Origin of the sequence: Mesorhizobium sp. M1066, assembly GCF_040318635.1 — a bacterium.
GTDB lineage: Bacteria > Pseudomonadota > Alphaproteobacteria > Rhizobiales > Rhizobiaceae > Mesorhizobium.
Map to the genome: position 1 here is coordinate 166,863 of NZ_JAMYMR010000006.1, position 24,588 is coordinate 191,450.

The 24,588-nt window shown below is 63.3% G+C and carries 27 protein-coding genes; 10 read left to right on the forward strand and 17 right to left on the reverse strand.

Annotation, left to right across the window (positions count from 1 at the left end):
- Positions 1-93: 93 nt before the first annotated feature.
- The 4 genes from NKH52_RS11870 to petA all read right to left on the reverse strand — a co-directional run bounded on the left by NKH52_RS11870 (position 94) and on the right by petA (position 3,798).
- The gene (locus NKH52_RS11870; protein WP_023809836.1) at positions 94-789 is read right to left on the reverse strand and encodes an acid phosphatase; all 696 of its coding nucleotides are present in this window, start codon (positions 787-789) and stop codon (positions 94-96) included.
- A 229-nt stretch (positions 790-1,018) separates the two neighbouring features.
- Positions 1,019-1,891: a cytochrome c1 gene (locus tag NKH52_RS11875; RefSeq protein WP_023809837.1), complete on the reverse strand. Its 873-nt coding sequence runs from the start codon at positions 1,889-1,891 to the stop codon at positions 1,019-1,021.
- A 28-nt stretch (positions 1,892-1,919) separates the two neighbouring features.
- Positions 1,920-3,221, reverse strand: a complete 1,302-nt coding sequence (locus NKH52_RS11880; protein ID WP_013529985.1) for a cytochrome b — start codon at positions 3,219-3,221, stop codon at positions 1,920-1,922.
- 16 nt (positions 3,222-3,237) lie between these two features.
- Entirely contained in the window at positions 3,238-3,798 is a 561-nt protein-coding gene (gene petA, locus NKH52_RS11885; protein ID WP_023809838.1) for a ubiquinol-cytochrome c reductase iron-sulfur subunit, read from the reverse strand.
- 314 nt (positions 3,799-4,112) lie between these two features.
- On the opposite strand from petA, the gene NKH52_RS11890 reads away from it, so the two are divergent.
- Positions 4,113-4,457: a cupin domain-containing protein gene (locus tag NKH52_RS11890; RefSeq protein WP_127290148.1), complete on the forward strand. Its 345-nt coding sequence runs from the start codon at positions 4,113-4,115 to the stop codon at positions 4,455-4,457.
- Positions 4,458-4,519: 62 nt separating this feature from the next.
- Here NKH52_RS11890 and NKH52_RS11895 read toward each other — a convergent pair whose 3' ends face one another.
- Genes NKH52_RS11895 through NKH52_RS11915 form a run of 5 tightly spaced genes read right to left on the reverse strand, consistent with a single transcriptional unit; the run spans position 4,520 to position 9,384 of the window.
- A complete protein-coding gene (locus tag NKH52_RS11895; protein ID WP_352730036.1) occupies positions 4,520-4,831 on the reverse strand; it encodes a DUF6665 family protein in 312 nt (103 codons plus the stop codon).
- Complete coding sequence (locus NKH52_RS11900; protein ID WP_128307478.1) at positions 4,832-5,173, reverse strand: DUF6984 family protein; 342 nt, start codon at positions 5,171-5,173, stop codon at positions 4,832-4,834.
- Positions 5,174-5,178: 5 nt separating this feature from the next.
- A complete protein-coding gene (locus tag NKH52_RS11905; RefSeq protein WP_352730038.1) occupies positions 5,179-7,062 on the reverse strand; it encodes an ABC transporter ATP-binding protein in 1,884 nt (627 codons plus the stop codon).
- 10 nt (positions 7,063-7,072) lie between these two features.
- The gene (locus NKH52_RS11910; protein ID WP_352730040.1) at positions 7,073-8,959 is read right to left on the reverse strand and encodes an ABC transporter ATP-binding protein; all 1,887 of its coding nucleotides are present in this window, start codon (positions 8,957-8,959) and stop codon (positions 7,073-7,075) included.
- Between the two features lie 29 nt (positions 8,960-8,988).
- Positions 8,989-9,384, reverse strand: a complete 396-nt coding sequence (locus tag NKH52_RS11915; protein ID WP_352730042.1) for a hypothetical protein — start codon at positions 9,382-9,384, stop codon at positions 8,989-8,991.
- A gap of 464 nt (positions 9,385-9,848) precedes the next feature.
- Between NKH52_RS11915 and NKH52_RS11920 the strand changes: the two genes are divergently transcribed.
- Both NKH52_RS11920 and soxR read left to right on the forward strand, forming a co-directional pair.
- Complete coding sequence (locus NKH52_RS11920; RefSeq protein ID WP_127290158.1) at positions 9,849-10,307, forward strand: tRNA (cytidine(34)-2'-O)-methyltransferase; 459 nt, start codon at positions 9,849-9,851, stop codon at positions 10,305-10,307.
- A gap of 140 nt (positions 10,308-10,447) precedes the next feature.
- Positions 10,448-10,891 (forward strand): redox-sensitive transcriptional activator SoxR, encoded by a 444-nt coding sequence (gene soxR / locus NKH52_RS11925; RefSeq protein ID WP_352627586.1) that lies wholly within the window; start codon positions 10,448-10,450, stop codon positions 10,889-10,891.
- 12 nt (positions 10,892-10,903) lie between these two features.
- Here the strand turns inward: soxR and NKH52_RS11930 are convergent, their stop codons facing one another.
- Positions 10,904-11,161 carry a hypothetical protein gene (locus NKH52_RS11930; protein ID WP_127414312.1) on the reverse strand — a complete coding sequence of 86 codons (258 nt, stop codon included), beginning with the start codon at positions 11,159-11,161 and terminating at the stop codon, positions 10,904-10,906.
- Positions 11,162-11,327: 166 nt separating this feature from the next.
- Here NKH52_RS11930 and hemF point away from each other — a divergent pair, with 166 nt between their 5' ends.
- The 3 genes from hemF to NKH52_RS11945 all read left to right on the forward strand — a co-directional run bounded on the left by hemF (position 11,328) and on the right by NKH52_RS11945 (position 13,225).
- Positions 11,328-12,242 carry an oxygen-dependent coproporphyrinogen oxidase gene (hemF, locus tag NKH52_RS11935; protein WP_352730045.1) on the forward strand — a complete coding sequence of 305 codons (915 nt, stop codon included), beginning with the start codon at positions 11,328-11,330 and terminating at the stop codon, positions 12,240-12,242.
- Positions 12,243-12,260: 18 nt separating this feature from the next.
- Positions 12,261-12,812 (forward strand): DUF1344 domain-containing protein, encoded by a 552-nt coding sequence (locus NKH52_RS11940; protein ID WP_352730047.1) that lies wholly within the window; start codon positions 12,261-12,263, stop codon positions 12,810-12,812.
- Between the two features lie 227 nt (positions 12,813-13,039).
- The gene (locus NKH52_RS11945; protein WP_013529972.1) at positions 13,040-13,225 is read left to right on the forward strand and encodes a DUF1059 domain-containing protein; all 186 of its coding nucleotides are present in this window, start codon (positions 13,040-13,042) and stop codon (positions 13,223-13,225) included.
- Position 13,226: 1 nt separating this feature from the next.
- On the opposite strand, the gene NKH52_RS11950 is transcribed toward NKH52_RS11945, so the two are convergent.
- From NKH52_RS11950 to NKH52_RS11960, 3 genes are read right to left on the reverse strand one after another with little or no spacing between them, the layout of a single operon-like run.
- Positions 13,227-14,492, reverse strand: a complete 1,266-nt coding sequence (locus tag NKH52_RS11950) for a CCA tRNA nucleotidyltransferase (protein WP_352730049.1) — start codon at positions 14,490-14,492, stop codon at positions 13,227-13,229.
- Positions 14,489-15,121 carry a CoA pyrophosphatase gene (locus NKH52_RS11955; protein WP_352730050.1) on the reverse strand — a complete coding sequence of 211 codons (633 nt, stop codon included), beginning with the start codon at positions 15,119-15,121 and terminating at the stop codon, positions 14,489-14,491. The genes NKH52_RS11950 and NKH52_RS11955 overlap by 4 nt, the downstream gene beginning before the upstream one ends.
- Positions 15,121-15,750 carry a DUF1285 domain-containing protein gene (locus NKH52_RS11960; protein ID WP_127290168.1) on the reverse strand — a complete coding sequence of 210 codons (630 nt, stop codon included), beginning with the start codon at positions 15,748-15,750 and terminating at the stop codon, positions 15,121-15,123. The genes NKH52_RS11955 and NKH52_RS11960 overlap by 1 nt, the downstream gene beginning before the upstream one ends.
- A 154-nt stretch (positions 15,751-15,904) precedes the next feature.
- Here NKH52_RS11960 and NKH52_RS11965 point away from each other — a divergent pair, with 154 nt between their 5' ends.
- Genes NKH52_RS11965 through NKH52_RS11980 form a run of 4 tightly spaced genes read left to right on the forward strand, consistent with a single transcriptional unit; the run spans position 15,905 to position 22,829 of the window.
- Entirely contained in the window at positions 15,905-16,909 is a 1,005-nt protein-coding gene (locus NKH52_RS11965) for an AAA family ATPase (RefSeq protein WP_013529968.1), read from the forward strand.
- Positions 16,909-17,874, forward strand: coding sequence for a DUF58 domain-containing protein (locus tag NKH52_RS11970; RefSeq protein WP_352730052.1), 966 nt, complete (start codon positions 16,909-16,911; stop codon positions 17,872-17,874). Before NKH52_RS11965 ends, NKH52_RS11970 begins: the two co-directional genes overlap by 1 nt.
- A complete protein-coding gene (locus tag NKH52_RS11975; protein WP_352730054.1) occupies positions 17,871-20,693 on the forward strand; it encodes a DUF4159 domain-containing protein in 2,823 nt (940 codons plus the stop codon). The genes NKH52_RS11970 and NKH52_RS11975 overlap by 4 nt, the downstream gene beginning before the upstream one ends.
- Before the next feature lie 57 nt (positions 20,694-20,750).
- Positions 20,751-22,829, forward strand: a complete 2,079-nt coding sequence (locus NKH52_RS11980) for a hypothetical protein (RefSeq protein ID WP_352730056.1) — start codon at positions 20,751-20,753, stop codon at positions 22,827-22,829.
- Positions 22,830-22,831: 2 nt separating this feature from the next.
- Here the strand turns inward: NKH52_RS11980 and clpS are convergent, their stop codons facing one another.
- The 4 genes from clpS to NKH52_RS12000 all read right to left on the reverse strand — a co-directional run bounded on the left by clpS (position 22,832) and on the right by NKH52_RS12000 (position 24,420).
- Positions 22,832-23,137, reverse strand: coding sequence for an ATP-dependent Clp protease adapter ClpS (clpS, locus tag NKH52_RS11985; protein ID WP_023809857.1), 306 nt, complete (start codon positions 23,135-23,137; stop codon positions 22,832-22,834).
- A gap of 127 nt (positions 23,138-23,264) precedes the next feature.
- Positions 23,265-23,630, reverse strand: a complete 366-nt coding sequence (locus NKH52_RS11990; RefSeq protein WP_352730058.1) for a hypothetical protein — start codon at positions 23,628-23,630, stop codon at positions 23,265-23,267.
- A 215-nt stretch (positions 23,631-23,845) separates the two neighbouring features.
- Positions 23,846-24,079, reverse strand: a complete 234-nt coding sequence (locus NKH52_RS11995) for a hypothetical protein (RefSeq protein WP_013529962.1) — start codon at positions 24,077-24,079, stop codon at positions 23,846-23,848.
- Between the two features lie 38 nt (positions 24,080-24,117).
- On the reverse strand, positions 24,118-24,420 hold the full coding sequence (locus tag NKH52_RS12000) for a hypothetical protein (protein ID WP_023809859.1): 303 nt from the start codon (positions 24,418-24,420) through the stop codon (positions 24,118-24,120).
- Between the last annotated feature and the right edge of the window lie 168 nt (positions 24,421-24,588).

The following is a 24,588-nucleotide window of genomic DNA, read 5'->3' on the forward strand; positions in this document are numbered from 1 at the left end:
AACTTTCGCTTGAGCACGAGCGTTAACAAAAAAGGAGCGCCTTAAGCGCCCCTTCCCGTCTAAATCCGGCTGACGAGGATTAGCTGACGAGGATTACATGCCGAGATCGGAACGAAGCTCGGCCCTGGCCACTTCATATTCAGCCTTGAAGTCGTCCCGGTTGAGCAGGACCGCGGCAATAACGCTGCCGGAAATCTTGCCCATCTCGACGTCGGACGCATAGTGGATGCCGCCGACCTCGCGGTTGTGGGCGTATTCGGCCGCTCGCGCCATGATCTCGGCGCGCTTTTCCGGAACCATATCGGACAGGATGATGCCCATCATGGTGCCGACGGTGGCGTGGCCGGACGGCCAGGAACCGGAACTCGACAGCTTGACCGCCGGCTTGACGAGGTCGCTGAGCTGGTGCGGGCGCGGGCGCTTCCAGACATCCTTGGCCGGGTCGACGACAGCCCCTTCGGTAGCCACCACGCGATCGAAGAAAGCGCTGAATTTCGGCAGCGTTTCCTTGTTGAATTTCGGCCCCATGACGTCGGCGAAGCGCCAGACATTCTCCTCGGCATCGGCCACCGCGCTGGCGACCATCTCTGGGGTGCGCGTCACCTGCAGCGTCAGCACCTCGCCGAGTTCGGCCTTGGTCTGTGCCGAATCGTTTGCCGGCGGCGGCGGCAGGATCATCGTCAGGTCGACGTCCTTGTTGGTGACGAAGGGCTGGGCGTCTTCCGCTTGCGCGGCCGAGCCGAGGATGAGCAGCAACAGGCCTGCCGCGAGCGATGCGTATCTTTTCATGAATGCGATCCTTTGATGAGAGCAGCACAGGATCGCCGGATGCGATGACGGCCATGTGACATGACCAGCCTCCGGAAATGCAAAAGGGCGCCTCTCGGCGCCCTTTGCGTTCACTTGATTGTATGGCGTAGAGAAATTCCAGGAAAAGTGTGAAACGGTTTTCCGTCCGGAATTGCGCCAAAACAAGGAGCTGGAGCGGTTCCCCGTTTCCGTGAAACGGTGAACTGCTCTAGTGGGCCACGCCTTCCCACACCTTGCGCTTGGTGAGATAGACCAGCGCGCCGAACAAAAGCAGGAACACCAGAACGCGAAACCCGGTCTTCTTGCGGTCTTCCATATGCGGCTCGGCCGCCCACGCCAGGAAGGCGGAGACGTCGCGGGAATACTGGTCGACGGTCTGCGGCGCACCGTCATCATAGGTCACCTGGCCGTCGGAGAGCGGCTTGGGCATTTTCAGCGACACGCCGGACATGAAGTACGGATTGTAGTGGGTGCCTTCCGGGATCACCATGCCGGCCGGCGGCGTCTGGTCGTAGCCGGTCAGCAGCGAGTGGATATAGTCGGGACCGCCGGCATCGTATTGTGTGAAGATGTCGAAGACGAATTGCGGAAAGCCGCGCTCCACGCCGCGAGCCTTGGCCAGCAGCGACATGTCGGGCGGGGCAGCGCCGCCATTGGAAGCAGCAGCCGCTTCCTCATTGGCGAAGGGCGGCGGGAAATGGTCGGACGGCTTGCCGGGACGGTCGAACATGTCGCCGGCATCGTTGGGGCCGTCATGGATCGTGTACTCGGCCGACAGCGTCTTGATCTGCGCATCGGAATAGCCGAGGTCCGACAGCGTGCGGAACGCCACCAGGTTCATCGAATGGCAGGCCGAGCAGACTTCCTTGTAGACCTTGAGGCCGCGCTGCAGCTGCGCCTTGTCGTAAGTGCCGAATGGGCCGGTGAAACTCCAGTCCATTTCCTTCGGCTCGTCGATCGGGAAATGCGTCGGATTGGCCACATTGTGTGCCTCTTCGGCGGCGATCGCCCGAGTGCCCGCGGCCCCAGCGGCGACGGCCACAAGGCCGATCAGCGCCAGCGAGGTGAGAATCTTCTTCATGCCAAATCCCCTTAGATTCTCTACCCGCTCAGCCTTTGGTTTCCGGAGCCGCCGTAGCGCCCGCCGGATGTCCGCTGCCGCCCTTGTTCTTCTCGAGCACCGCCTCGGTGATCGAGTTCGGCAGCCGTCGCGGCGTCTCAATCAGGCCGAGCACCGGCAGCGCGATCAGGAAGAAGGCGAAGTAGAACAACGTCGCCATCTGCGCCATGAACACGTAGCTGCCCTCCGCCGGCTGCGAGCCCAGCCAGCCAAGCAGGATGGCATCGGCCACGAACAACCAGAAGAACAGCTTGTACCAGGGCCGGTAAACGGCCGAGCGTACCTTCGAAGTGTCGAGCCACGGCACCAGGAACAACATGACGATGGCGCCGAACATGCACAGCACGCCGCCTAGCTTGGAGTTGATCGGCCCGACATTGAAGGTGATGGCGCGCAGGATCGCGTAGAACGGCAGGAAGTACCATTCGGGCACGATGTGGGCCGGCGTCTTCAGCGGGTTGGCGACGATGTAGTTGTCGGGATGGCCGAGATAGTTCGGCAGGTAGAAGACGAAATAAGCGAAGAAGAACAGGAACACGATCATGCCGAACGCGTCCTTGATGGTCGCGTAGGGGGTGAAGGCGACAGTGTCGGTCTTCGACTTGACCTCGATACCCGTCGGGTTCGACTGGCCGACGACATGCAGCGCCCAGATGTGCAAAACGACGACGCCGGCAATCATGAACGGCAACAGATAGTGCAGCGCAAAGAAGCGGTTCAGCGTCGGGTTGTCGACGGCAAAGCCGCCGAGCAGCAGCTGCTGGATCCAGTCGCCGACCAGCGGAATGGCGCTGAAGAAGCCGGTGATGACGGTGGCGCCCCAGAAGCTCATCTGGCCCCATGGCAGCACGTAGCCCATGAAGCCGGTCGCCATCATCAGGAGATAGATAATGCAGCCGAGGATCCACAGCAGCTCGCGCGGCGCCTTGTAGGAGCCGTAATAGAGGCCACGGAAGATGTGGATGTAGACGGCGACGAAGAAGAACGAGGCGCCGTTCGAATGCATGTAGCGCAGCAGCCAGCCGGAATTCACGTCGCGCATGATCTTCTCGACCGAGCCGAAGGCCAGATTGGTATCAGCCGTGTAATGCATGGCCAGCACGATGCCGGTCAGGATCTGCGCCACCAGCATGATCGAAAGGATGCCGCCAAAGGTCCACGCATAGTTGAGGTTGCGCGGCACCGGATAGGCGACGAAGCTGTCATAGACCAGCCGCGGCAGCGGCATGCGGGCGTCGAACCAGCGTCCGAGACCGGTTTTGGGCGTATAGGTCGAGTGTCCCTCGCTCATCGAAATATCCCCTGCCTCAACCGATAAGGATCTTGGTATCGGAAATGAACTTGAATACCGGAACCGCCATGTTCTCAGGCGCCGGGCCTTTGCGGATGCGGCCGGCCGTATCGTATTGCGAACCGTGGCACGGGCAGAACCAGCCGCCGAAATCGCCTTCCTGGCCAAGCGGAATGCAGCCGAGATGCGTGCAGACCTGAACCATCACCATCCAGGCCTCCTTGCCGGGCGTGGTGCGATTGGCGTCGGTCGCCGGCGCATCGGACGGCAGATTGGCGTTGCGGGCGATCGGATCCTTGAGATCGGCGAGATTGACGGCCTCGCCGTCCTTCATTTCCTGTTCGGTGCGGTTGCGGACCACGACCGGCTTGCCGCGCCACTTGACGATCAGCGACATGCCCGGCGTCAGCGAGGCGACGTCGACTTCGACGGAAGCGAGCGCCAGCGTCGAGGCATCGGGGCGCATCTGGTCGATGAACGGCCACGCGAAAGCACCCGCGCCGACCACTGCGGCCATGCCGGTGGCGACGTAGAGAAAATCACGACGGTTGGGATCCTGGGTGTCGGTTGCGCTCACGGGTGCCTGATCCTTTCGCCTCTTCCGTGCCGGTGGCTGAGCCTTGTTCCCCGCTCAATTACGCCAACCCGACAGCGCATGGCGAACAGGCTTGCGAATTCCTCCGGCATTTGGACTTCGGTTTATGCGTGAAGCCCGTTTTTGTCCAGACGGGTGAAGGCACAAGGGCAGATTGTCGCGGGGACAAAATCCGCCACCGGTCAACGCGACGCCGGATAGCCGCCAAACATCGCTAAACAACCGGGAAACAACCGCAAATCCGACGCCCTTGTTCGCCTCGACACAAGGCGCCAGCCGGGTCTATCCTTGCCATCATGGCGCATGTCATAGACCGCGATACCTGGGCCGTTCGCTCCGACCATTGGAAGGGCGAGTTGCAATGTGGCGCCTACAACTCCAACTCCTGCCTGATCTTCAACTATCTGCCTGGCGTCGGCGGCGGCCCCCGCCTGCATACACATCCCTACGCGGAGATCTTCATCATCCGCCAGGGCACCGGCCTGTTCACTGTCGGCGACCAGGAGATCGAGGCATCCGCCGGCCAGATCCTGATCGTGCCGCCCAATACGCCACACAAATTCACCAATCTCGGCCCAGGCCCGCTGGAAACGACCGATATCCACGAGAATGGCAGCTTCATCACCGAATGGCTTGAGTAGACCATGATCCCGAAAAGTGGGAACCGGTTTTCGGAATAAGATCATGGTCCAACAAAAGAGAGTTATTTCGCGCCGAGCCTGGCCAGCACCGTTTTCGGGATGTTGTATTCACGAATGACGGCATCGTGCTTGCGCAAGCCACACAAGTCGCGCTGGATGAAATAGCCATGCACCGCCTCGGCGGCATCCTTGAGCAGCCGGGGGCGCAGTTGCTCGTCGGCATTGTCGCGCAGCCTGGCCAGCGTTTCGTCTACCCGCTGGCCGGCGCGGCCAAGTGCTGCCGCCTTTTCCGCCAATATTTCATGGCCGAGCGCGTCGAAGGCGGCTTCAGCGGCGGTAGCACTCGTTGGACCGTGAGGGGATCGCAGAGACATTCAGCGGGCCTCCAAGTCCTTAGCTTCAGGAAAAGACAAAATAGGAGCGAAATCGTATCTCCAAAAATCCACAACGGAAATAATGTGTCCATCCGAAAACGCGGACACCAAAACGCCCATACCGTCGATATCCGTGTAGGTGAAATCAGAGATGAGTCGCGGCTTGGCCGCCAAAGAATATCCAACAGTTACGACTTCGAAGCTTCCCATGCCCCCATCGTCCAGTGTTGTAAACGAGACGGCGACCGGCGTGGAAAGCCCCGAACAGTCGGAGAGGAATGTAAGCAAGCCAAACCGTAACTCATTGAGCACTTCAGTCTGAAGCGGCAAGACAGCAGTCATAAAAGCTACTCCGCCGGGCGTGTCTCTTCGAGCACGCTGTCCTCGTGGTAGAGAAAACCGCCGGACTGCCGCTTCCACAGCCGCGCATAGAGCCCGTCAAGTGCCACCAACTCGTCATGCGTGCCTTGCTCGACGATGCGGCCGCCATCGAGCACCACCAGCCGGTCGAGTGCTGCAATCGTCGACAGCCGGTGGGCGATGGCGATGACCGTCTTGTTTTCCATCAGCCGCGTCAGATTCTCCTGGATTGCCGCCTCGATGTCGGAATCGAGTGCCGAGGTCGCTTCGTCGAGGATCAGGATCGGCGCATCCTTGAGAAAGACGCGGGCGATCGCCACGCGCTGGCGCTGGCCGCCCGACAATTTGACGCCGCGCTCGCCGACAAAGGCCTCGTAGCCGGCGCGGTCCCTATTGTCGCGCAAGGTCAGGATGAACTCGTGCGCCTCGGCCTTTTTCGCCGCCGCGATCACCTCCGCATCGGTCGCGTCAGGCATGCCGAGCTTGATGTTGTCGCGCAGCGAACGGTGGAACAGCGCCGTGTCCTGGCTGACGACGCCGATATTGGCGCGCAGCGAATTTTGCGTGACTTTGGCGACATCCTGGCCATCGATGGTGATCGACCCGCTCTCCAGATCGTAGAGCCGCAGGATCAGATTGGCGAGGGTCGTCTTGCCCGCGCCAGACGGTCCGACCAGCCCGACCTTCTCGCCCGGCTTGACGACAAGGTCGATGCCGTTCAGCACGCCGAAACCTTTGCCGTAATGGAACTCGACGTTCTTCACCTCGATACGCCCGCCTGCCACCACGAGTTCCTTGGCGTCGGGCGCATCGGTGAGGCCGAGCGGCTGCGAAATCAGCGCCTTGGAGTTCTCCAGCACGCCGAGGTTTCGCAAGATGCTGTTGAGCTGCATCATCAGCCGGCCAAGCAGCATGTTGAGCCGCAGCACCAGCGACAGGGTGAAGGCGACAGCGCCGACGGTGATCGAGCCCTCGACCCAGAGATAGACGGCAAAACAGCCGATCGCCGTGATCATGATGCCCGACAGCGTCGTCAGCGCCATGCGCACGCCGGTCAGCCGGCGGGTGAACGGGCGCAATGCGTCGAGGTAGATGTCGAAACCGTTCCTGATGTAGCGGTCGTCGCCGTCGGCCGAGAACAGTTTCAGCGTCTGCACGTTGGAATAGGAATCGACGATGCGGCCGGTGATCATCGAGCCGGCCTCGGCGGTTTCCTCGGCATGCTTGCGGATTGCCGGCAGATAGAGCTTGGCCAGCCAAGCGAAAGCGGAAATCCAGATCACCACCAGCACCGCCAGCCTGAGATCGAGGCCTGCGACCAGCGCCAGCGTCGTCACCGTGTAGACGATCATGAACCAGACGACCTCGATGAAGCTTTCCATCAGGTCGCCGGTGGCCTGCCCCGCCTGCCAGACTTTTGTCGCGATGCGGCCGGCGAAATCGTTCTGGAAGAAGGCGTAGGACTGGCGCGAGACATGCCGGTGCGCCTGCCAGCGCACCAGATTGTAGAAGCCGGGCGTGATCGTCTGTTCGTCGACCAGCGCCGAAAGGCCGACGACGACGGTGCGGATGACCAGCACCACCACGGCCATGAAAACCAGTTCAGGGCCGGCGGCAGCCCACAGTGCGTGCCAACTGCGCTCGGCGGGAAGCTGGTCGAGAATATCGACCAGCCGCCCGACGAAGTAGAACAGGCCGGCCTCGACCAGCGGCGCGATGCCGCCGATGACCAGCATGGCGAAGAAGGCGAACTTCGCCTGGCCGACATAGTGCCAGAGAAAGCCGCCGACGCTGGTCGGTGGCCGAAGATTCGCTGGCTCCCTGAACGGATAGACCCAGTTCTCGAACCAGCGATAGACGGCTGTCATCATGCGGCGGCCATCATTCTGCGGCTTGCCCCTTTGCAAGTGCGTCGTTGGCGGCGTCGGCGGGACCGTCCTCAAGCAGGAACCCGCCCGACTGGCGCTGCCAGAGCTGCGCGTAGAGCCCGCCCTTGGCGACGAGTTCCTCGTGCGAACCTTCCTCGATGACACGACCCTTGTCCATCACCACCAGCCTGTCCATCGCCGCGATGGTCGACAGCCGGTGCGCTATAGCGATGACGGTTTTGCCTTGCATGAGCTTGTAGAGGTTCTCCTGGATCGCCGCCTCGGCTTCGGAATCAAGCGCCGAGGTCGCTTCGTCAAGGATAAGTATAGGTGCGTCCTTCAACATAACGCGAGCAATGGCGACGCGTTGCCGCTGGCCACCGGACAATTTGACGCCGCGGTCACCGACATGGGCATCGAAGCCCTTGCGGCCGCTGGCATCCGAAAGCCCGCCGATGAAATCCAGCGCTTCGGCGCGGCGCGCCGCCTCGACAAGCATCTCGTCGGTGGCATCGGGCCGGCCATAGAGGATGTTCTCGCGCACCGAACGATGCAGCAGCGAGGTGTCCTGCGTGACCATGCCGATCTGCGCACGCAGCGAATCCTGCTTCACACCGGCGATCTCCTGGCCATCGATCAGAATCCGGCCGGCTTCGAGGTCGTAGAAGCGCAGCAACAGGTTGACCAGCGTCGACTTGCCGGCGCCGGAACGGCCGACGATGCCGACTTTTTCGCCCGGATTCACCGCCAGCGACAGGCCTTCGATCACACCCTTCTGCTTGCCGTAGTGGAAGCGGATGTCCTCGAAGCGGATCTCACCCCTGGAAACGCTGATCTCCTTCGCGTCCGGCCTGTCCTCGACAAGGCGCGGCAGCGAGATCGAGGCGATGCCGTCCTGCACCGTGCCGATGTTCTCGAACAGGCCCGACATTTCCCACATGATCCATTGCGACATCCCCCACATCCTGAGCACAAGGCCGATGACCACGGCGACCGCGCCGATCGTCACTGCTTGCCCCAGCCACAGCCACAACGCCATCGCGGTGACAGAGAACAAGAGCAATGCATTCAGGATGTAAAGCGAGCCAAAAAGCACTGTCACCAGCCGCATCGACCGGTAGACCGTTTCGAGAAAGCCGGACATGCCGTCTTTGGCGAATGACGCTTCGCGGCGTGCATGGCTGAACAGCTTGACCGTCTGGATGTTGGAGTAGCTGTCGACGACCCGGCCCGTCATGATCGAGCGCGCATTGGCCTGTTCCTCGCCAACCTTGCCCAGCCGGGGAATGAAAAACCGCAGCAAAAGGATATAGCCGACCAGCCAGACGCCGAGCGGCGCGGCCAGCCGCCAGTCGGCCGAGCCGACGATGAGCAGCATGCCGAGGAAATAGACGATAACGTAGTTCAGGACGTCGATCACCTTGATGACGCATTCGCGCACGGCGAGAGCGGTCTGCATCAGCTTTGTCGCGATGCGGCCGGCGAACTCGTCCTGGTAGAAACTCATCGACTGCTTGAGCAGATAGCGGTGCACCTGCCAGCGGATGCGCATGGGATAATTGCCCATCAGCGTCTGCTGGTTGAGAAACGAATGCAGCCATACCGTGCCCGGCAGCGCAAACAGCACGATGAAGGCCATGCCGGCGAGCTTCCAGGCTTCCGTCTGCAGGAAGGTTTCGCGATTCTGCCCCGACAGCCAGTCAACGATGCGGCCGAGGAAGCCGAACATCCATACTTCGGCGATCGCGATGGCCGTCACCAGCACCGCGTCGAAAAGGATATAGGGCCAGGCGCCGCGCGTATAATGCAGGCAGAAGGCAACCAGCGTCTTGGGCGGCTCGACCGGTTCCGCCGCGGGGAACGGATCGAGCCTTTTTTCAAACCAGCTAAACAACAACATAGGTTATGCCTGTGAAATGTGTTTGCCGCTTACGCGGCACGTGAGCGTACGAAATCCCCGGTACCCATGGCATCAAGGGCCGACGGTCCAGAATCACCCGGACCGTCGGCCCTGCTTCGCGCAATATAGGGGCTCGCGGGCTTTTCGCCGACAGCTGCGCCAGACGATCCTGACGACACGGTGCCGCCAGCCCGGTTTTTCGCGCCCGGCCTGACCAGCCGGATGATCCGGCGCACCAGCGACGGCCGGCTCGGATCGGGAACCGCGCGCGAAAAATCGACATCCGGCAGCATGCCGCGATGCGGCCGGCGGCGAACCTCGGCGTGAACCGCCGACGAATAGGTGTCGCCGATCAGCAGCGCCCAAGTCGGCAGTCGGTGGATATGCAGGCTCCTTGAGCCGGGTATTCTGTAGGGATCGAACATCGGTCCGTCCTCCGTGTGAAAATAGAGATAAAAAGGCGAAGCAACATCGTCCGCCGGCATTCGGCCGGAGGCACGCATTGCGTCGGTCTGGACACGATAAGCATCGGTCCGGGCACGATAAGCATCGGTCCGGACAGCTTCAGTTGGGGCGTTTAGCCCTTTTGACTTTTTGAAAAACATCGCAGGATTCCTTCGAGAGCCGAAAAATCGTTTCGGCGGGAATCGGTGCGATCAAGTCTTAGAGAGTCAGGAGAATCGTCGTACCGAAACCGCCGGCAGGCAGGTAAGCCCACGAGAGGGGCGCTGGATGTGCATGGTCATCATGAATTACCCCTCCATCGGTTCGGGTTGACAATGGAACTGACATACCCGACTTCGCAGAAAATGGCCACCCGCGGGTCCAGAAATTTCCAAAACCGCGAGCCCGCTGTGGCCGATCCGCCACTTATTAGAAGGATGCGGAAGTGAACTGTCGTCTCCGCATCGCGCTCTACCAGCCGGATATCGCCGGCAACACCGGGACAATCCTGCGCTTCGCCGCTTGCCTCGGGCTCGGCGTAGATATCATTGAACCGGCCGGCTTTCCGCTCTCCGACAAAGCACTCAAGCGAGCCGGCATGGACTACCTCGAAATGGCTGCCCTGATCCGGCATGTCGACTGGCACGCCTTCGAGGACTGGCGCAAAGCCGGCGCGCACCGGCTGGTGCTGCTGTCGACCAAAGCCACGACCGCTTACACCAGCTTCACCTTCGCCGATGGCGACATCCTCCTGTTCGGCCGCGAATCCGCAGGCGTTCCGGATCCTGTTCATCAGGCGGCGGATGCGCGGCTGACCATCCCCATGCAGGGCGCGGCGCGCAGCATCAATGTCGCGCTTTCCGTCGCCATGGTGGCGGGCGAAGCCATCCGGCAACTGGGATAGGGGTTCGCCGGCAAGCCCGTCTCCCGTCATCTTGACCCAGGCGCACATCGCCTTCTCCTTCGTTTGCAGATCCTGGGTTTCTTCGCTACAAGCTCAACTTAACTTGAGGTCAAGCGGAAAAATCGGGACGAAAAACAGAGATGGCACCGGTAACGGAATTGACGGTCGGCCAGGTGGCCATGCGCAGCGGTGTCGCGGTATCGGCGCTGCATTTCTATGAGGCCCGCGGCCTGATCCGCAGCCACCGCACGTCGGGCAACCAGCGCCGCTACGGCCGTGACGTGCTGCGGCGCGTGGCGATTATCAAGGTGGCGCAAGAGGTCGGCATCTCGCTGGCCGAGATCGGCACGGCCCTGGCATCGCTGCCCGAGGGCCGCACGCCGACGCGCGATGACTGGAACCTGCTGTCGACCGCCTGGCGTGACGGGCTCGATCACAAGATCGCCCAGCTGAAGAAACTGCGCGACGGGCTGACCGACTGCATCGGCTGCGGCTGCATGTCGATCGACAAATGCCCGCTGCGCAACAAGGGCGACCGGCTGGCGAGGGAAGGCACAGGCGCCAGGCGGCTGGTGGCCGGCTGAGCAAGCCGCGCTTCAATCAGCTACCGGCAACCGCCTGATGGTGAACTCGATCAAGTCGCCCGGCCGCTCGAACCAGCTTTCGATCTCGGTCCAATAGGCCTGCTTGGGAAAGCGCTCGAACCATTCCTTGGCCTTGAGCCGCGCATCGGAGCGCGGCAGCACGAAGGTCTCGCGCAGGAAACCATCGCGCGGCATGCGCGCGTGTTCGGCACGGCTTTGGTCGAGCCTTTTCTTCAGGCCATCCAGCGGCGGTCTTGCCGGGGTGCGCACGAAACAACTCCTTGCACCTGGCGCATGACCCCGAAATCGAATCGAGCTTCGGAAAGGATCATGCGCAAAACCAAAGTGACTTGACCCTTGCCCTTAAGAGATTAGGGATCGCGCCGGCAAAAGACGAGTCATTTGTGGGACTCGCCTCCCCAACCGGAGACGGCACTTGGAACGACCAGAAATACCGGCAGGCCTGCCCGCCGACATCGAACAAAAGAAGATGAAGGCACGGCTGTGGTTCGAGGCGCTGCGCGAACGCATCTGCGCCACTTTCGAGCAGATCGAGCAAGACCTTGGCGGGCCGCTGGCCTCGTGGTCGCCGGGCCGTTTCGAAAAGACGCCGTGGGAACGAGACGAGGGCCGTGGCGGCGGCGGTACCATGTCGATGATGCACGGCCGCGTCTTCGAAAAGGTCGGCGTCCACACTTCGACCGTCCATGGCAAGTTCTCGCCGGAATTCAGGAAGCAGATGCCCGGCGCCGAGGAAGACCCGCGCTTCTGGGCATCCGGCATTTCGCTGATCGCGCACCCGTGGAATCCCAACGTTCCGGCCGTGCACATGAACACGCGCATGGTGGTAACATCGCGCCAATGGTTCGGCGGCGGCGCCGATCTGACACCGGTGCTCGATCGCCGCCGCACCCAGGACGACCCTGATACCGTCGCCTTCCACCGCGCCATGCAATTCGCTTGCGAGAAGAATGCCGCGGTCGCCGATTACCCGAAATTCAAGGCCTGGTGCGACGAGTACTTCTATCTGTCGCACCGCAACGAGCCGCGCGGCACCGGCGGCATCTTCTTCGACTGGCTCCATTCGGGTGAGGATAAAGGCGGCTGGAATGCCGATTTCAACTTCGTCCAGGATGTCGGCCGCTCCTTTCTCGTCGTCTACGGTCACCTCGTGCGCGCCAACTTCAACGAGAACTGGACCGATGGCGACCGTGACGAACAGCTCATCCGCCGCGGCCGCTATGTCGAATTCAATCTGCTTCACGATCGCGGCACCATCTTCGGACTGAAGACCGGCGGCAATGTCGCGTCCATTCTCTCCAGCCTGCCGCCCGAGGTCCGCTGGCCGTAACAAAATGGTGAGCCCGGCGTGAGCCGCATTGATGTCCCATTCGCTCGAAATGGGCATGGAATGTGGCACACGGTGCGGCAACAAATTTCTTTTTCGTCTAATAGGCTGTTGAAAAGACTGGTCTATTTGTGGCCCCGGGTCGGGAAGCGCCGGCGGCTCGCCTGCGCGCAATTCCAGGAAAGTGCGAAACGGCTTTCCGACCGGAATTGCGTCAAGACAAGCGAGCCGCGACCCGACGCGACCGGACGGCCCAAGACGATGCGAGGCATCTTCGTCAAAAAGATACCCGCCTTCCAGGAGTACTTCGCAATGCGCAAGATCATTGTTTCGGCTGCCGCCGCTGCCCTTCTCGCTTCCGGTTCAGTGGCATTCGCCGCCGTCAAACACACCACCGGGACGATCAAGACCTTTGACACGACGGCCATGAGCCTGGTCCTTGATGATGGATCGTCTTTTACGCTTCCCAAGACCTTCAAGGATCCTGGCCTGACGGTCGGTGAAAAGGTCCGCGTCTCATGGGATATGAAGGGCAAGAACAAGGTCGCCGAGGCCGTCAAGGTTGCAAAATGATGGCTTGCCCGCCAAAGCAGGATGAGACGATATCCAGTCCTGTTTGGGGATAGCGTAAGAGGGCGGAGCAGCGCCTGCTCCGCCTTTTCGCCGTTGACTGCAACCAATGCCACCCCATCTGTGTTATGCTTCTCCCGCTCGCGGCCCCAGGATCCGATCTCGGATTTGGACCGTCAGCCAAAAAAGTGCCGGAGCCTCGGGCTCCACGGAGGAAAAGGAGAAATCTCATGAAGGAATTTCACTGCGGGTCGCTCGTGCCCGGCTGTGACTGGCACACGCGTGCCGACGAGGAGGCCGAGGTCATGCGCCGTGCCGTCGAGCACATGCGCGAGACGCATGGCGAGACGGTCATCCGCGAGACGATGATCGAGGCGATCCGCTCGCGCATCGAAAAGACCCGCGACGCGGCCTGATCTACCCGGCCTTCAAGGCTTCGGCGGCGCGCTTGAGGAGCGCGTCGCGATCAGGGGTAAACCCGGCTTCGACCCATTCCGCTTCAAGATTCCTGAGGATTTCGCCCAGTTTCGGCCCCGGAGTTGCGCCGAGCGCCGTCAGATCGGCACCTTTCAGCGGAAACAACGGCTTTTCCCATTTGGTGGCGAAGGCAAGCAGGCGCGAAAAGCCACCGGCTTCGAGCAGCGCCTCATTGTCCTCGAAGGCGCGCACCCTTGCTGCCGCAAGCGACAGCCGCAGACGGTCGACAAACCCCTGCCGGTCACCGCGATAGAGCCTTTTCGCCAGTTCGCCCTCGGTCGTCTTCGGCTCGACGGCGGTGGCAAGCGCCCAGTGGCGCAGGCGATCCGCTTCAGCGGCCGAAAATTTGAGCCGATCGGCAAGCGTCTTCATGCGCGCGGCATCCGGCGGCACGATCGCTTCCAGTCTGAGCAGCGGGTCGGGTGCCCAGCCCAGATCCTTCCCGGCCTTGGCCAACCCATGGATGGCATCGATGCCCCATTTCTCGCTTTCCGGCAGCGCTGCGGTCAAGACACCTGCCTGCCGCATCCAGAGCAGCGCCCGTGACGGATCGGGCGCCGACAAAAGTTTCTTCAGTTCCGACCAGATTCGCTCGGACGAAAGCTGGGCCAGCCCTTCCTTAAGCCGGGCACAGGCTTTCAGCCCTTCGGCGTCCGGCCGCCCGTCGCCGTACCAGGCGAAGAAGCGGAAGAAGCGCAGGATGCGCAGGTAGTCTTCGCGAATGCGCGCTTCCGGGTCGCCGATGAATCGCAGCCGGCGCGCCTCGATGTCGGAAATGCCGCCGACCAGGTCGACCACCTTGCCATCGGCCCCGGCATAGAGCGCGTTGATGGTGAAGTCGCGCCGCTCGGCATCGAGCTTCCAGTCGCGCCCGAACGACACTTTCGCGCGCCGCCCGTCGGTCTCGATATCAGCGCGCAAGGTGGTGATTTCATAAGGTTTTCCGCCGGCAACCACGGTGATTGTCCCATGCTCGATGCCGGTTGGCACCGCCTTGAACCCTTCCGCTTCGGCGCGGCGGAGGGTTTCCTCCGGCAGGCAGGTGGTGGCGATGTCGATGTCGGCGACCGGCTGGCCCATCAGCGTGTTGCGCACCGCGCCGCCTGCGACTCGCGCCTCTTCACCGTCTTCGGCCAGTGCGAACAGCAGGCGCTGCAGATGCTTGTCGCCGAGCCAGTCGGCCCTGTCCGCGATCGAGACACTCACGCATAAAGCCTTTCATAGAGGGTACGGATGATGCCGGCGGTGACGCCCCAGATGCGCCGTTCGCCGTAAGGCATGTCGTAGAAGAACCATTCGAGATCGTTCCACATACGGCTGTCGCGCTTGTGGTTGGTCGGGTCCAACAGGAAGCGCAGCGGCACTTCGAAAGCGGCATCGACCTCGTCGGCGTTGAGCGTCAGTTGGAAACCGGGCAGCACGATGCCCAGCACCGGCGCGATGCGGTAGCCGCTGCCGGCCACATAGTCGGGCATGCGGCCGATGATCTCGATGCGGTCTCGGCCAAGCCCGATCTCCTCGAAGGTCTCGCGCAGCGCCGCCGCCTCCGGACTGGCATCGGTCGGGTCTATGGTGCCGCCCGGAAAGGCCACCTGCCCCGAATGGCTGCGCAGCTTTTCGGCCCGTTTGGTCAGGAGAACCGTCGCATCGCCCTCATGATCGACCACTGGGATCAGCACCGCGGCATTGCGCAGCGCCATGCCCTGATTGAGGCGCGGATGGCCGGGGTTAAAGCGATGATCGCCATAATCGTCGCCGGCATGCGCATCGGGCTGCACGGCAAAGCGCGCGCGAAAATCCGCGGATGAAAACGGCGCCGGCGTCACCTGGTCCATCACACACTCAGCCGCTTCAACTGGTCCGCCGGCATGATCGGGAACACGGCTCCCTTGGAGCGCACCGCGAACATCGTCTTGCCGCCGATCTCGATCTCCTCGCCATGCCCGACCAGTTCATACATCACCGGCCGCGCCACCAGCGCCTCCAGACGGCCGCGCACCAGCACATAGGGCTTCAGCCCGCCGGTCTCGTTCTCGTCGACAAAGCGCAGCGGGCGCTCCGGCCCGGCCTCGACGACATCGCCGACATTGGTGCGGAAGGTGATAGTCTGCGCTTCGCCGCTACCCGAAACGTCCATCTCGACGGCGATGAACGGCGCATCGGCGACGCGGATGCCGACCTTTTCCACGGGTGTCACCAGATAGGTCCTGCCATCGGCGTCCTTGCGCAGCACCGAGGAAAACAGCTGCACCAGCGGCATGCGCCCGATCGGCGTGCCCAGATAGAACCAGGTGCCGTCGGACTTGATCTCCATGTCCAGATCGCCGCAGAAGTCGGGATTCCAGCGTTCGACGGGTGCCGCGCCCTTGCCGGCACGGGCGGCGCGCGAGATGAGCGCCTCGAGACCACGCGCCTCGGTGGCACCAGTCAGGCTTTCTTCACGATGTCCCAAGGGTCCCGTCATGGTCACGAAATAGTCACTGTTGTTCCGCTTGTCAGCCTAAGTCTGTGATTTAAGTTTCGACATAGGCGCCACGCGAGGCCGAATCGCGGCAACTTATGGTATGGTGCAGCCGTTGTTCCAGCCATGGTATTCCAACCACAAGGATCGATGCGGCATGAGCGTGATGGTCAAGGAAAGCCCGATCAGCGAAAAGGACATGATCGCCGAGGCCGAAAAGGCGCTTGCCGACATCTCCCGTATCCGCGACGGGGTCGGCCGGGTCATCTTCGGACAGGAAAGCGTCGTCGAGCGTACGTTGGTGGCGCTGCTGGCCGGTGGACATGCGCTTCTGGTCGGCGTGCCGGGCCTCGCCAAGACCAAGCTGGTCGAAACACTTGGCATCGTGCTCGGCCTCGATTCGCGTCGCATCCAGTTCACGCCGGACCTGATGCCGTCCGATATCCTCGGCTCCGAAGTGATGGAGCAGGACGAGACCGGCAAACGCTCCTTCCGCTTCATTTCCGGGCCGATCTTCGCCCAGTTGCTGATGGCCGACGAGATCAACCGCGCCTCGCCGCGCACCCAGTCGGCGCTGCTGCAGGCCATGCAGGAATACCACGTCACCATTGCCGGCGCCCGCCATGACCTGCCGGCCCCCTTCCACGTGCTGGCAACGCAGAACCCGCTGGAGCAGGAAGGCACCTATCCGTTGCCCGAGGCCCAGCTTGACCGCTTCCTGATGCAGGTGGATATCCTCTATCCCGAAATCGAGGCAGAGCGCCGCATCCTTCTGGAAACCACGGGCATCGAGGACGCGAAAGCGCAGAACGTCCTGCAGCCGGTGCGGCTGAAGGAGATCCAGACGCTGATCCGCCGCATGCCGGTGCCTGAAAGCGTCGTCGAGGCGATCCTGACGCTGGTGCGCTCGGCGCGTCCCGGCCAAGGCAACGCCGAAACCGATAAGAACGTCGCGTGGGGGCCCGGCCCGCGCGCCAGCCAGGCGCTGATGCTGTGCACAAGGGCGCGCGCGCTTTACGACGGACGGCTGGCGCCCTCGGTCGACGACGTGCGTGCGCTGGCCGAGCCGGTGCTGCAGCATCGCATGGCGCTGACCTTCGCCGCCCGCGCCGAAGGCACCAGCGTGCGTGACGTGGTGGCGAAACTCGTGAAAGGGATTTGATGCCGCGCATCGGCGAGGTCCAGGCTCCGGCAGCGACGCGCGACGCGCTCGCCCGTGGCCGGTTGCGGGCCTCGCTTGTGCCAGACCTGCTGGTCGAGGCGCGCCGCATCGTCAACACCGTGATCGCCGGCTGGCATGGCCGCCGTAAGCGCGGCATCGGTGAGAATTTCTGGCAGTTCCGGCCCTATGTCGAGGGTGATTCCTCGCGCATCGACTGGCGCCGCTCGGCCCGCGACGACCACACCTATGTACGCGACCGCGAATGGGAAGCCGCCCATACCGTCTGGCTGTGGGCCGACCCCTCGCCGTCGATGCTCTATAAATCGACCGGCGCCAGCGTTTCCAAGCAATCGCGCGCGCTGGTGCTGGCGCTGGCCATGGCCGAGCTGTTGTCGCGCAGCGGCGAGCGCATCGCCTGGCCGGGCCTCACCGACCCGTTCACCGCCCGCAACGGCGCTGAACGCATCGCCGCCCAGTTGATGCATGCCGGCGATTTGCCGGCAAAACCCGATTTGTCCGACATCAGGCGCTTCTGCGACATCGTCATCGTCAGCGATTTCCTCGATCCTGTCGAAGAGACGATGGCCTGGCTCGACGTGCTGGCCCGCCACGGCGTACGTGCCCACCTGATCGAGGTCGCGGACCCGGCCGAGGAGACCTTCCCCTATGCCGGCCGAACCGAGTTCACCGATCCCGAGACCGGCGACAAGCTGACCGCCGGCCGCGCCGAAATGCTCGGAGATGAGTATCGCCTGCTCTACACCGCCCGCCGCCACGAACTGGCGGCCTGGTGCAAGCGGCTTGGCTGGAGCTTTACCGTCAACCACACCGATCGGCTTGCCTCCGACGCGCTGGTGCGGCTGCACATGGCGATGACCACTGATGGCCCCTCGGTCAGGCCGACCGCTGACGGTCGTGCCGGCACGATCGCCGGTGGCGATCGGCCAGGAAAGGCTGTCGCATGAGTTGGCTGCCGCTTTCCTTTGGCGCCCCCATGGTGCTGTGGGGCCTCCTGGCACTGCCGGTGATCTGGTGGCTGCTCAGGCTGACGCCGCCCAAGCCGCAGACCGAAATCTTCCCGCCGCTGAAGATCCTGGCCCGCGTGCTGAAGCGCGAGGAGACGCCGCAGCAGAGTCCGTGGTGGCTGACGCTGCTCAGGCTCTTGATGGCGGCCCTCATCGTCGCCGCATTGGCCGACCCGGTCTTCAATCCGCGCGAAAAGCTGCCGGCCGAGGGTGCAGCGCTTGCCCTGGTCATCGACAATGACTGGGCAAGTGCCGCCGACTGGGGCAAACGCGTCGCCACCGCCGAGCGGCTGATCAACGACGCCGGCTCCAACGGCGTGCCGGTCGTCATCGCCTTCACCGCCGAAAAGGCTAATGCCGAGATCGGCCCGTTCGATGCCGCCACCGCCCTTGACCGGCTGCGCGCCGCCAAGCCGCGGCCGATCCCGACCGACCGGCCCGCCGTCTATGCCCGCGTCGCCGGCGTGCTGGAGACCCTGCCCGGGGCCAGTGTCGCCGTGCTTGCCGACGGCCTGGCGGCAAAAGGCGATGAAGCCGCCTTCAACACACTTTTGTCGAAAAATGCTGCGCGTGTCGTCTGGGCAAGTTCCGACAGGCTGTCGCTGACCGGCCTGACCGCCGCCGACAACCAGGTCGACGGCTTTGCACTGACCGCCATCCGCGCGCCGGGCGACCCTGCCCCGGCTCAGGTCACCGCCGGCGCCTTCGATGACAAGGGCCGCCGCATCGCCGATGCGACGCTGACCTTTTCGCCTGGCGAAACCACCGCCATCGGCACCATGGCGGTGCCGTTCGAGCTGCGCAACGACTTCGCTTCGATCGCGCTCGACGGCGAGCGCCAGGCCGGTGCGGTCCGCGTGCTCGACGAAAGCTCCAAGCGCCGCCGCGTCGGGCTGCTGTCGCAGGCGGAGGCCGACCAGGCGCAGCCGCTGTTGTCGCCGCTCTACTACATCAGGCGGGCGCTGCAGCCCTTCGCCGATCTGGTCGAACCCTCCAGCGCCGACCTCGCCGACGCCATCCCGCAGATCCTCGACCAGAAGCCCGCGATGATCGTCATGGCCGATATCGGCACCATTCCCGGACAGGTCCGGCAGAGGCTCGTCGATTGGGTCGACAATGGCGGCACGCTGGTACGTTTCGCCGGTTCGCGGCTGGCTACTGCGGGCGATGACGACGATCTGCTGCCGGTCCGCCTTCGCACCGGCGAGCGTTCGCTCGGCGGCGCGTTGTCATGGACGTCGCCGCAGCCTGTCACCGAATTCCCCAAGGCCGGCCCGTTCGCCGATCTGGCGCCCCCGACCGAGGTCACCGTCAGCAGGCAGGTGCTGGCCGAGCCGACACCCGATATCGTCGAGCGCACCTGGGCGGCCCTTGCCGACGGCACGCCGCTGGTCACCGGACTGAAGAAAGGCAAGGGCACGCTGGTGCTGTTCCACGTCACCCCTGAGGCAACCTGGTCGAACCTGCCGATCTCTGGCAGCTTCGTCGAGATGCTGCGCCGCATCGTGCAGCTGTCGCGCAACCAGGGCGCGGCCATCGCCAATGCCGAAGCCGCCGCGGCGTCGCTGGCGCCCTATCGCATGATTGCAGCCGACGGCTCGCTGGTGCCGCCGACGCCGGACGCGCGGCCGCTTGTACCGGGCGCCGGCGCGCTGCCGGTGACTTTTGAAAACCCGCCCGGTCTCTATGGTTCCGAGACAGGTGTATTTGCCCATAATTTGCTTGAAGCCGACAGCACGCTGGCTCCGCTGGCGCGCCCGCAAATCACTGTTCCCATCACCTCGATCCAGTATGCCTTTGACGAATCGCGCAATTTGAAAGGCGCGCTGGTCGCGGCCGCCCTGGTGCTGATGCTGCTTGATACGCTGGCGGTGTTCTGGATGGGCGGCCTGTTTTCACGCCGGCCGCGTCGCGCCGGTGCCGTGGCAACCACCGCCGCGGTCCTTATTGCGCTGGGTAGCCTGTTCGGTCATGCCGACCTTGCCCGCGCCGACGACGCCAAGCCGGGTGACGAGGTGGCAATAGAGGCGATTTCGAAGACCCGCATCGCCTATGTGCTGACCGGCGTGCCGGGCGACGATTCGATCAGCCGCGCCGGGCTCGAGGGCCTGACCCGCTTCCTGGTCGAAAAGACGGCACTAGAACCGGGCGCGCCGGCCGGCGTCGACATTTCGAAGGACGAGCTGTCGTTCTATCCCTTGATCTATTGGCCGATCGATCCGGCCGCCCCGATGCCGAGCCAGGCCGCCATCGCCCGCATCGACGCCTATATGCAGCAGGGCGGCACGGTGCTGTTCGACACCCGCGACCAGTTCGCCAACGGTATCGGCGCCGATTCGACCAGTCCGGCGACGGAGCGGCTGCGCGACATCCTGGGCAACCTCAACGTGCCGCCGCTGGAGCCGGTGCCCTCCGACCACGTGCTGACCAAATCCTTCTTCATCCTGCCCGAATTCCCCGGCCGCTTCGCCGGCAGCCCACTGTGGGTCGAGGCGTCGCTCGACGCCAGCAATGCCGAGAACCGGCCGGTGCGCACCGGCGACGGCGTCTCGCCGATCATGATCACCGCCAATGATTTCGCTGGCGCCTGGGCGGTCGACGAGAACGGCGATGCGCTGCTTCCGACCGTGCCGGCAGACCCGATGCAGCGCATCTACGCGCTGCGCGCCGGCGTCAACATCATGATGTACATGCTGACCGGCAATTACAAATCCGACCAGGTGCACGTGCCCATACTGCTCGAACGGCTGGGGCAGTAAGATGATGTCTTTTATTGCACCTCCGCGGATCGACCCTCCCAAATGGGAGGGTAAGGAATGAACTGGTCGATCTCCTTCGAACCGCTGATCTCCTGGCCACTGCTGGCCTTGGCGCTGGTGCCGCTGGCGCTGCTTGCGCTGGTCGGCCTGTGGTTTCGCCAGCGCGGTTCGGTTTTCCGCTTCATCGCCCTTCTGGCGCTCGCCGCCGCTTTGTTCAACCCGGTGTTCCTCAACGAGGAGCGTGAGCCGCTGAAAAGCGTCGTTGCTCTCATTGTCGACCGCAGCCAGAGCCAGGATATCGGCGACCGCACCAAACAGACCGACGAAGCGCTGGCCGGGCTGCAGCAGCGGCTTGGCCGATTCAAGCAGTTCGACGTGCGCGTCGTCGAGGCCGGGAAATCCGAGGCCGCCGAAGAGCGCACCGAGACACGGCTGTTCGGCGCGCTTGAAGGCGCCTTCCGCGACGTGCCGCCGTCACGCATCGGCGGCGCCATCATGATCACCGATGGCGAGGTCCATGACGCGCCCCCCGGTGCGCCCGATTTCAACGCCCCACTGCATGCTTTGATCACCGGCAACGACCACGAAAAGGATCGCCGCATACGTTTCGAGAACGCGCCGCGCTTCGGCCTTGTCGGCAAGCCGCTCGACATGACCTACCGCGTCATCTCGACCGAAAACGAGACCGGCCCGGTCGATGTGCGCGTCTCGGTCAATGGCGAACAGGTCGCGGTCGAGCACGCCACCGTTGGCCAGGCGATGCCGCTGCAGGTGACCATTCCGGGTGCCGGGCGCAACATCGTCGAACTCGCCATCGACCGCGAACCGGGCGAACTGACCGACACCAACAACCGCGCCATCGCGCTCATAGACGGCATTCGCGAGAACTTGCGCGTGCTGCTCGTCTCCGGCGAGCCGCATGCCGGCGAACGCACCTGGCGCAACCTGCTGAAATCCGACGCTTCGGTCGATCTCGTCCATTTCACCATCCTGCGGCCGCCGGAAAAGCAGGACGGCACGCCGATCAACGAATTGTCGCTGATCGCCTTCCCGACCCGCGAACTGTTCGTCGAGAAGATCAAGGATTTCGACCTCATCATTTTCGACCGCTACCAGCACCGCGACGTGCTGCCGATCCTCTATTACGACTACATCTCCGAATATGTCGAAAAGGGCGGCGCGCTGCTGATCGCGGCCGGCCCCGAATATGCCGGCGAAAGCTCGATCGCGCGCACGCCGCTGATGTCCGCCCTGCCGGCGATGCCGACCGGCGAGGTGGTCGACAAGGCCTTCTATCCGCGCCTCACCGAACTCGGCCAGCGCCACCCGGTGACGCGTGGGCTGGATGGCTCTGCCACCGAGCCGCCGCACTGGAGCCGCTGGTTCCGCACCATCGGCGTGCAGAATCCCGAAGGCGCAGTGGTGATGAAGGGCGCCGACAACCGGCCGCTGCTGTTGCTCGACCGCAAGGGCGAAGGCCGCGTCGGCATGCTGCTGTCCGATCAGGGCTGGCTGTGGGCGCGCGGCTTCGAGGGCGGCGGCCCGCATGTCCAGCTCTACCGGCGCATCGCCCACTGGCTGATGAAGGAGCCTGAGCTCGAGGAAGAGCGGCTGACCGCCGACGGCCGCGGCATGGTGCTGGAAATCCGCCGCCAGACGATGGCCGACGATCCCGGCCCCGCGCAGATCATCACCCCGTCCGGCAAGACCTTGACCGTCAAGCTCGAGAAATCCGAGCCCGGCGTCTTCCTCGGCAGCGTCGAGACCAGCGAGATCGGCCTCTATCAGGTCGCCAATGGCGACCTCACCGCGCTCGCCCATGTCGGGCCGGTCAACGCACCGGAATTCGCCGACGTTATTTCCACCGAAAACCGGCTGAAGGCGCCGGCGGAAGCAACCGGCGGCAGCGTGCGCCGGCTGGCGTCGTCCACAGCCCTTGGCAACGACGTGACGCTGCCCTCCATCGTGCCGGTGCGCTCGGCTGGTGCCGCGTCCGGCAACGACTGGATCGGACTGCGCACCACGGACGACAGCGTGCTCAAGGCCGTCTCGCGCGTGCCGCTGTTCGGCGGCTTCCTCGGCCTCGGCCTGCTGCTTTTGGCAATGGGTTCGATGTGGTACCGCGAAGGACGGTAGGGCTACTCTTCCGGCTCCGTCGTGAACATCAGCGGATAGCCCTTGGCCTTGCCGGCATCGGTGGCACGCGTCGCCTTGGTCTCGGCGACATCCCTGGTGAACACGGCGACGACGCAGACGCCACGCCGATGCGCGGTGATCATCACCCGGTGCGCCTGGTCTTCGCTGAGCTTGAACTCGCCCTTCAGCACCGTCACCACGAATTCGCGCGGCGTGAAATCGTCATTGATGAGGATGACCTTGTAGAGCTTTGGCCGTTCGACCTGCGGCTTGACCTGGACGCGCGGTTTTGTGGTGATTTCAGGCATCAGAACCGACCATTTGCGTAAGCGACCTTCGCCATTCTGGCACCAGCGAAAGCAGCCGTCTATTTTGATCAACGCCGCAAGCCGGGCGCGGCTATTCACACCTATGTGGGAAAATGTCGGTTGCCGTTCAACGGTCCTGGCGGCCGAACATGCGACGGCTGGGAATCTGCCGCGCGGTCGTGGCGGACGGTATATCGGGGCGAAAGCGGTTTCCACCGGCATCCGCCCGGCGTTCCATCCACGCCGTGATCGGCCACGCGGCGACGCAGATCAGCGTCGCGCCTGTCAGCACGACCAGCAGCCAGGTCTGTGCCGGCGTGATGTAGTCCCAGTTGGTGGAAATCGCCGGCGCGAACAACGAAGGCTCGGTGCGTCCGCTGGCCGGATCGGGCACCGGGCTGGCGGTGAACAGGATCAGCACCCTGGCGACGCCGGTGGCAACCAGGCCGCCGATCACCATCGAGCGCACAATGGACGAAAGCCGCTTCTTCATGCGGATTGTCCTACACGGCCGGCGTTGCAAACGGGTTAAGTGTCAGTCGAGGCGGAAGCTGCCGGTGCCAGACTTCGCCAAAGATCAGTTGAACCCATCGACCCGCTTCATCGCCAACGTCAGGCCTTCAGCGTTCGGACAGGAAGAAGGCCGCTCCAGCCGAAACCAGCTGGAGCGGCCTTGGTCAACAGGCTGGCATTTTATGCCGGACCTGATTACGTCTTCGGGGCGTCCTTCTTGACGGCCTTCTCCGCAGCCTTCTTGTGCTTCTTGACGGTCTTCTTCACGACCTTCTTCGGAGCAGCCTTGGCAGGAGCGGCAGTAGCCGGAGCGGTGGTCGTCGAAGCAGCCGGAGCAGCGGTCGTGGTGGCGGCGGCGTTGCCGAGAGCCGGCATCGCGAAGGCGAGAGCGACGGCGAGACCGGTTGCGGAGAGGATGGACTTTTTCATGGCTTCGTTTCCTTTTTATGCGGGTCAAGTTCGGAGTGTTACTGAACCGGGTCGTTCGGCGTCACTCCAAGCAGCTTCAAAGCACTGGCGAGCATCCGGATGCCCTGCGCCTGTTTCTTGGCGGCGCAGTACCGGTTGCCCTTTCTCTGAAGAGCCTTTGCCGCGGTGACCTGCGTTGCCGTGGCATGGGTTTCGAGGGCTTCATCAAATTGGTGGCTAAGATTGGCGCACCGTTCGCTCCGGGTTGTGAGCGTCACCTTTGCGTCCGATTGTCCGACAGCGGCAGTGACCAGGCAGAAGCCCAGCAACGCACCCAACAAACTGATCGACAATCTTGGCATTGGTTTACCCGTAAACCCGGAGACTAGCGTCGCAGCCGATGACCTGACCGCCACGAGATCAGTTATGCCCTTGAAATTTTTCAGGAGTTTTTCTGAACTGTAGAATTTTGTTTCTGGATTGTGTCTGAGAAAGCCGGTGTGAACCCGTCATAGCCACTGGCCAACATA

Excerpts from the sequence above, each read along its gene's own strand:
- NKH52_RS11870 (WP_023809836.1), bottom strand. The coding sequence starts at position 789 with ATGAAAAGATACGCATCGCTCGCGGCAGGCCTGTTGCTGCTCATCCTC.
- NKH52_RS11875 (WP_023809837.1), bottom strand. The coding sequence starts at position 1,891 with ATGAAGAAGATTCTCACCTCGCTGGCGCTGATCGGCCTTGTGGCCGTC.
- NKH52_RS11880 (WP_013529985.1), bottom strand. The coding sequence starts at position 3,221 with ATGAGCGAGGGACACTCGACCTATACGCCCAAAACCGGTCTCGGACGC.
- NKH52_RS11890 (WP_127290148.1), top strand. The coding sequence starts at position 4,113 with ATGGCGCATGTCATAGACCGCGATACCTGGGCCGTTCGCTCCGACCAT.
- NKH52_RS11895 (WP_352730036.1), bottom strand. The coding sequence starts at position 4,831 with ATGTCTCTGCGATCCCCTCACGGTCCAACGAGTGCTACCGCCGCTGAA.
- NKH52_RS11900 (WP_128307478.1), bottom strand. The coding sequence starts at position 5,173 with ATGACTGCTGTCTTGCCGCTTCAGACTGAAGTGCTCAATGAGTTACGG.
- NKH52_RS11905 (WP_352730038.1), bottom strand. The coding sequence starts at position 7,062 with ATGATGACAGCCGTCTATCGCTGGTTCGAGAACTGGGTCTATCCGTTC.
- NKH52_RS11910 (WP_352730040.1), bottom strand. The coding sequence starts at position 8,959 with ATGTTGTTGTTTAGCTGGTTTGAAAAAAGGCTCGATCCGTTCCCCGCG.
- NKH52_RS11915 (WP_352730042.1), bottom strand. The coding sequence starts at position 9,384 with ATGTTCGATCCCTACAGAATACCCGGCTCAAGGAGCCTGCATATCCAC.
- soxR (WP_352627586.1), top strand. The coding sequence starts at position 10,448 with ATGGCACCGGTAACGGAATTGACGGTCGGCCAGGTGGCCATGCGCAGC.
- NKH52_RS11945 (WP_013529972.1), top strand. The coding sequence starts at position 13,040 with ATGAAGGAATTTCACTGCGGGTCGCTCGTGCCCGGCTGTGACTGGCAC.
- NKH52_RS11955 (WP_352730050.1), bottom strand. The coding sequence starts at position 15,121 with ATGGACCAGGTGACGCCGGCGCCGTTTTCATCCGCGGATTTTCGCGCG.
- NKH52_RS11960 (WP_127290168.1), bottom strand. The coding sequence starts at position 15,750 with ATGACGGGACCCTTGGGACATCGTGAAGAAAGCCTGACTGGTGCCACC.
- NKH52_RS11965 (WP_013529968.1), top strand. The coding sequence starts at position 15,905 with ATGAGCGTGATGGTCAAGGAAAGCCCGATCAGCGAAAAGGACATGATC.
- NKH52_RS11970 (WP_352730052.1), top strand. The coding sequence starts at position 16,909 with ATGCCGCGCATCGGCGAGGTCCAGGCTCCGGCAGCGACGCGCGACGCG.
- NKH52_RS11975 (WP_352730054.1), top strand. The coding sequence starts at position 17,871 with ATGAGTTGGCTGCCGCTTTCCTTTGGCGCCCCCATGGTGCTGTGGGGC.
- NKH52_RS11980 (WP_352730056.1), top strand. The coding sequence starts at position 20,751 with ATGAACTGGTCGATCTCCTTCGAACCGCTGATCTCCTGGCCACTGCTG.
- clpS (WP_023809857.1), bottom strand. The coding sequence starts at position 23,137 with ATGCCTGAAATCACCACAAAACCGCGCGTCCAGGTCAAGCCGCAGGTC.
- NKH52_RS11990 (WP_352730058.1), bottom strand. The coding sequence starts at position 23,630 with ATGAAGAAGCGGCTTTCGTCCATTGTGCGCTCGATGGTGATCGGCGGC.
- NKH52_RS11995 (WP_013529962.1), bottom strand. The coding sequence starts at position 24,079 with ATGAAAAAGTCCATCCTCTCCGCAACCGGTCTCGCCGTCGCTCTCGCC.
- NKH52_RS12000 (WP_023809859.1), bottom strand. The coding sequence starts at position 24,420 with ATGCCAAGATTGTCGATCAGTTTGTTGGGTGCGTTGCTGGGCTTCTGC.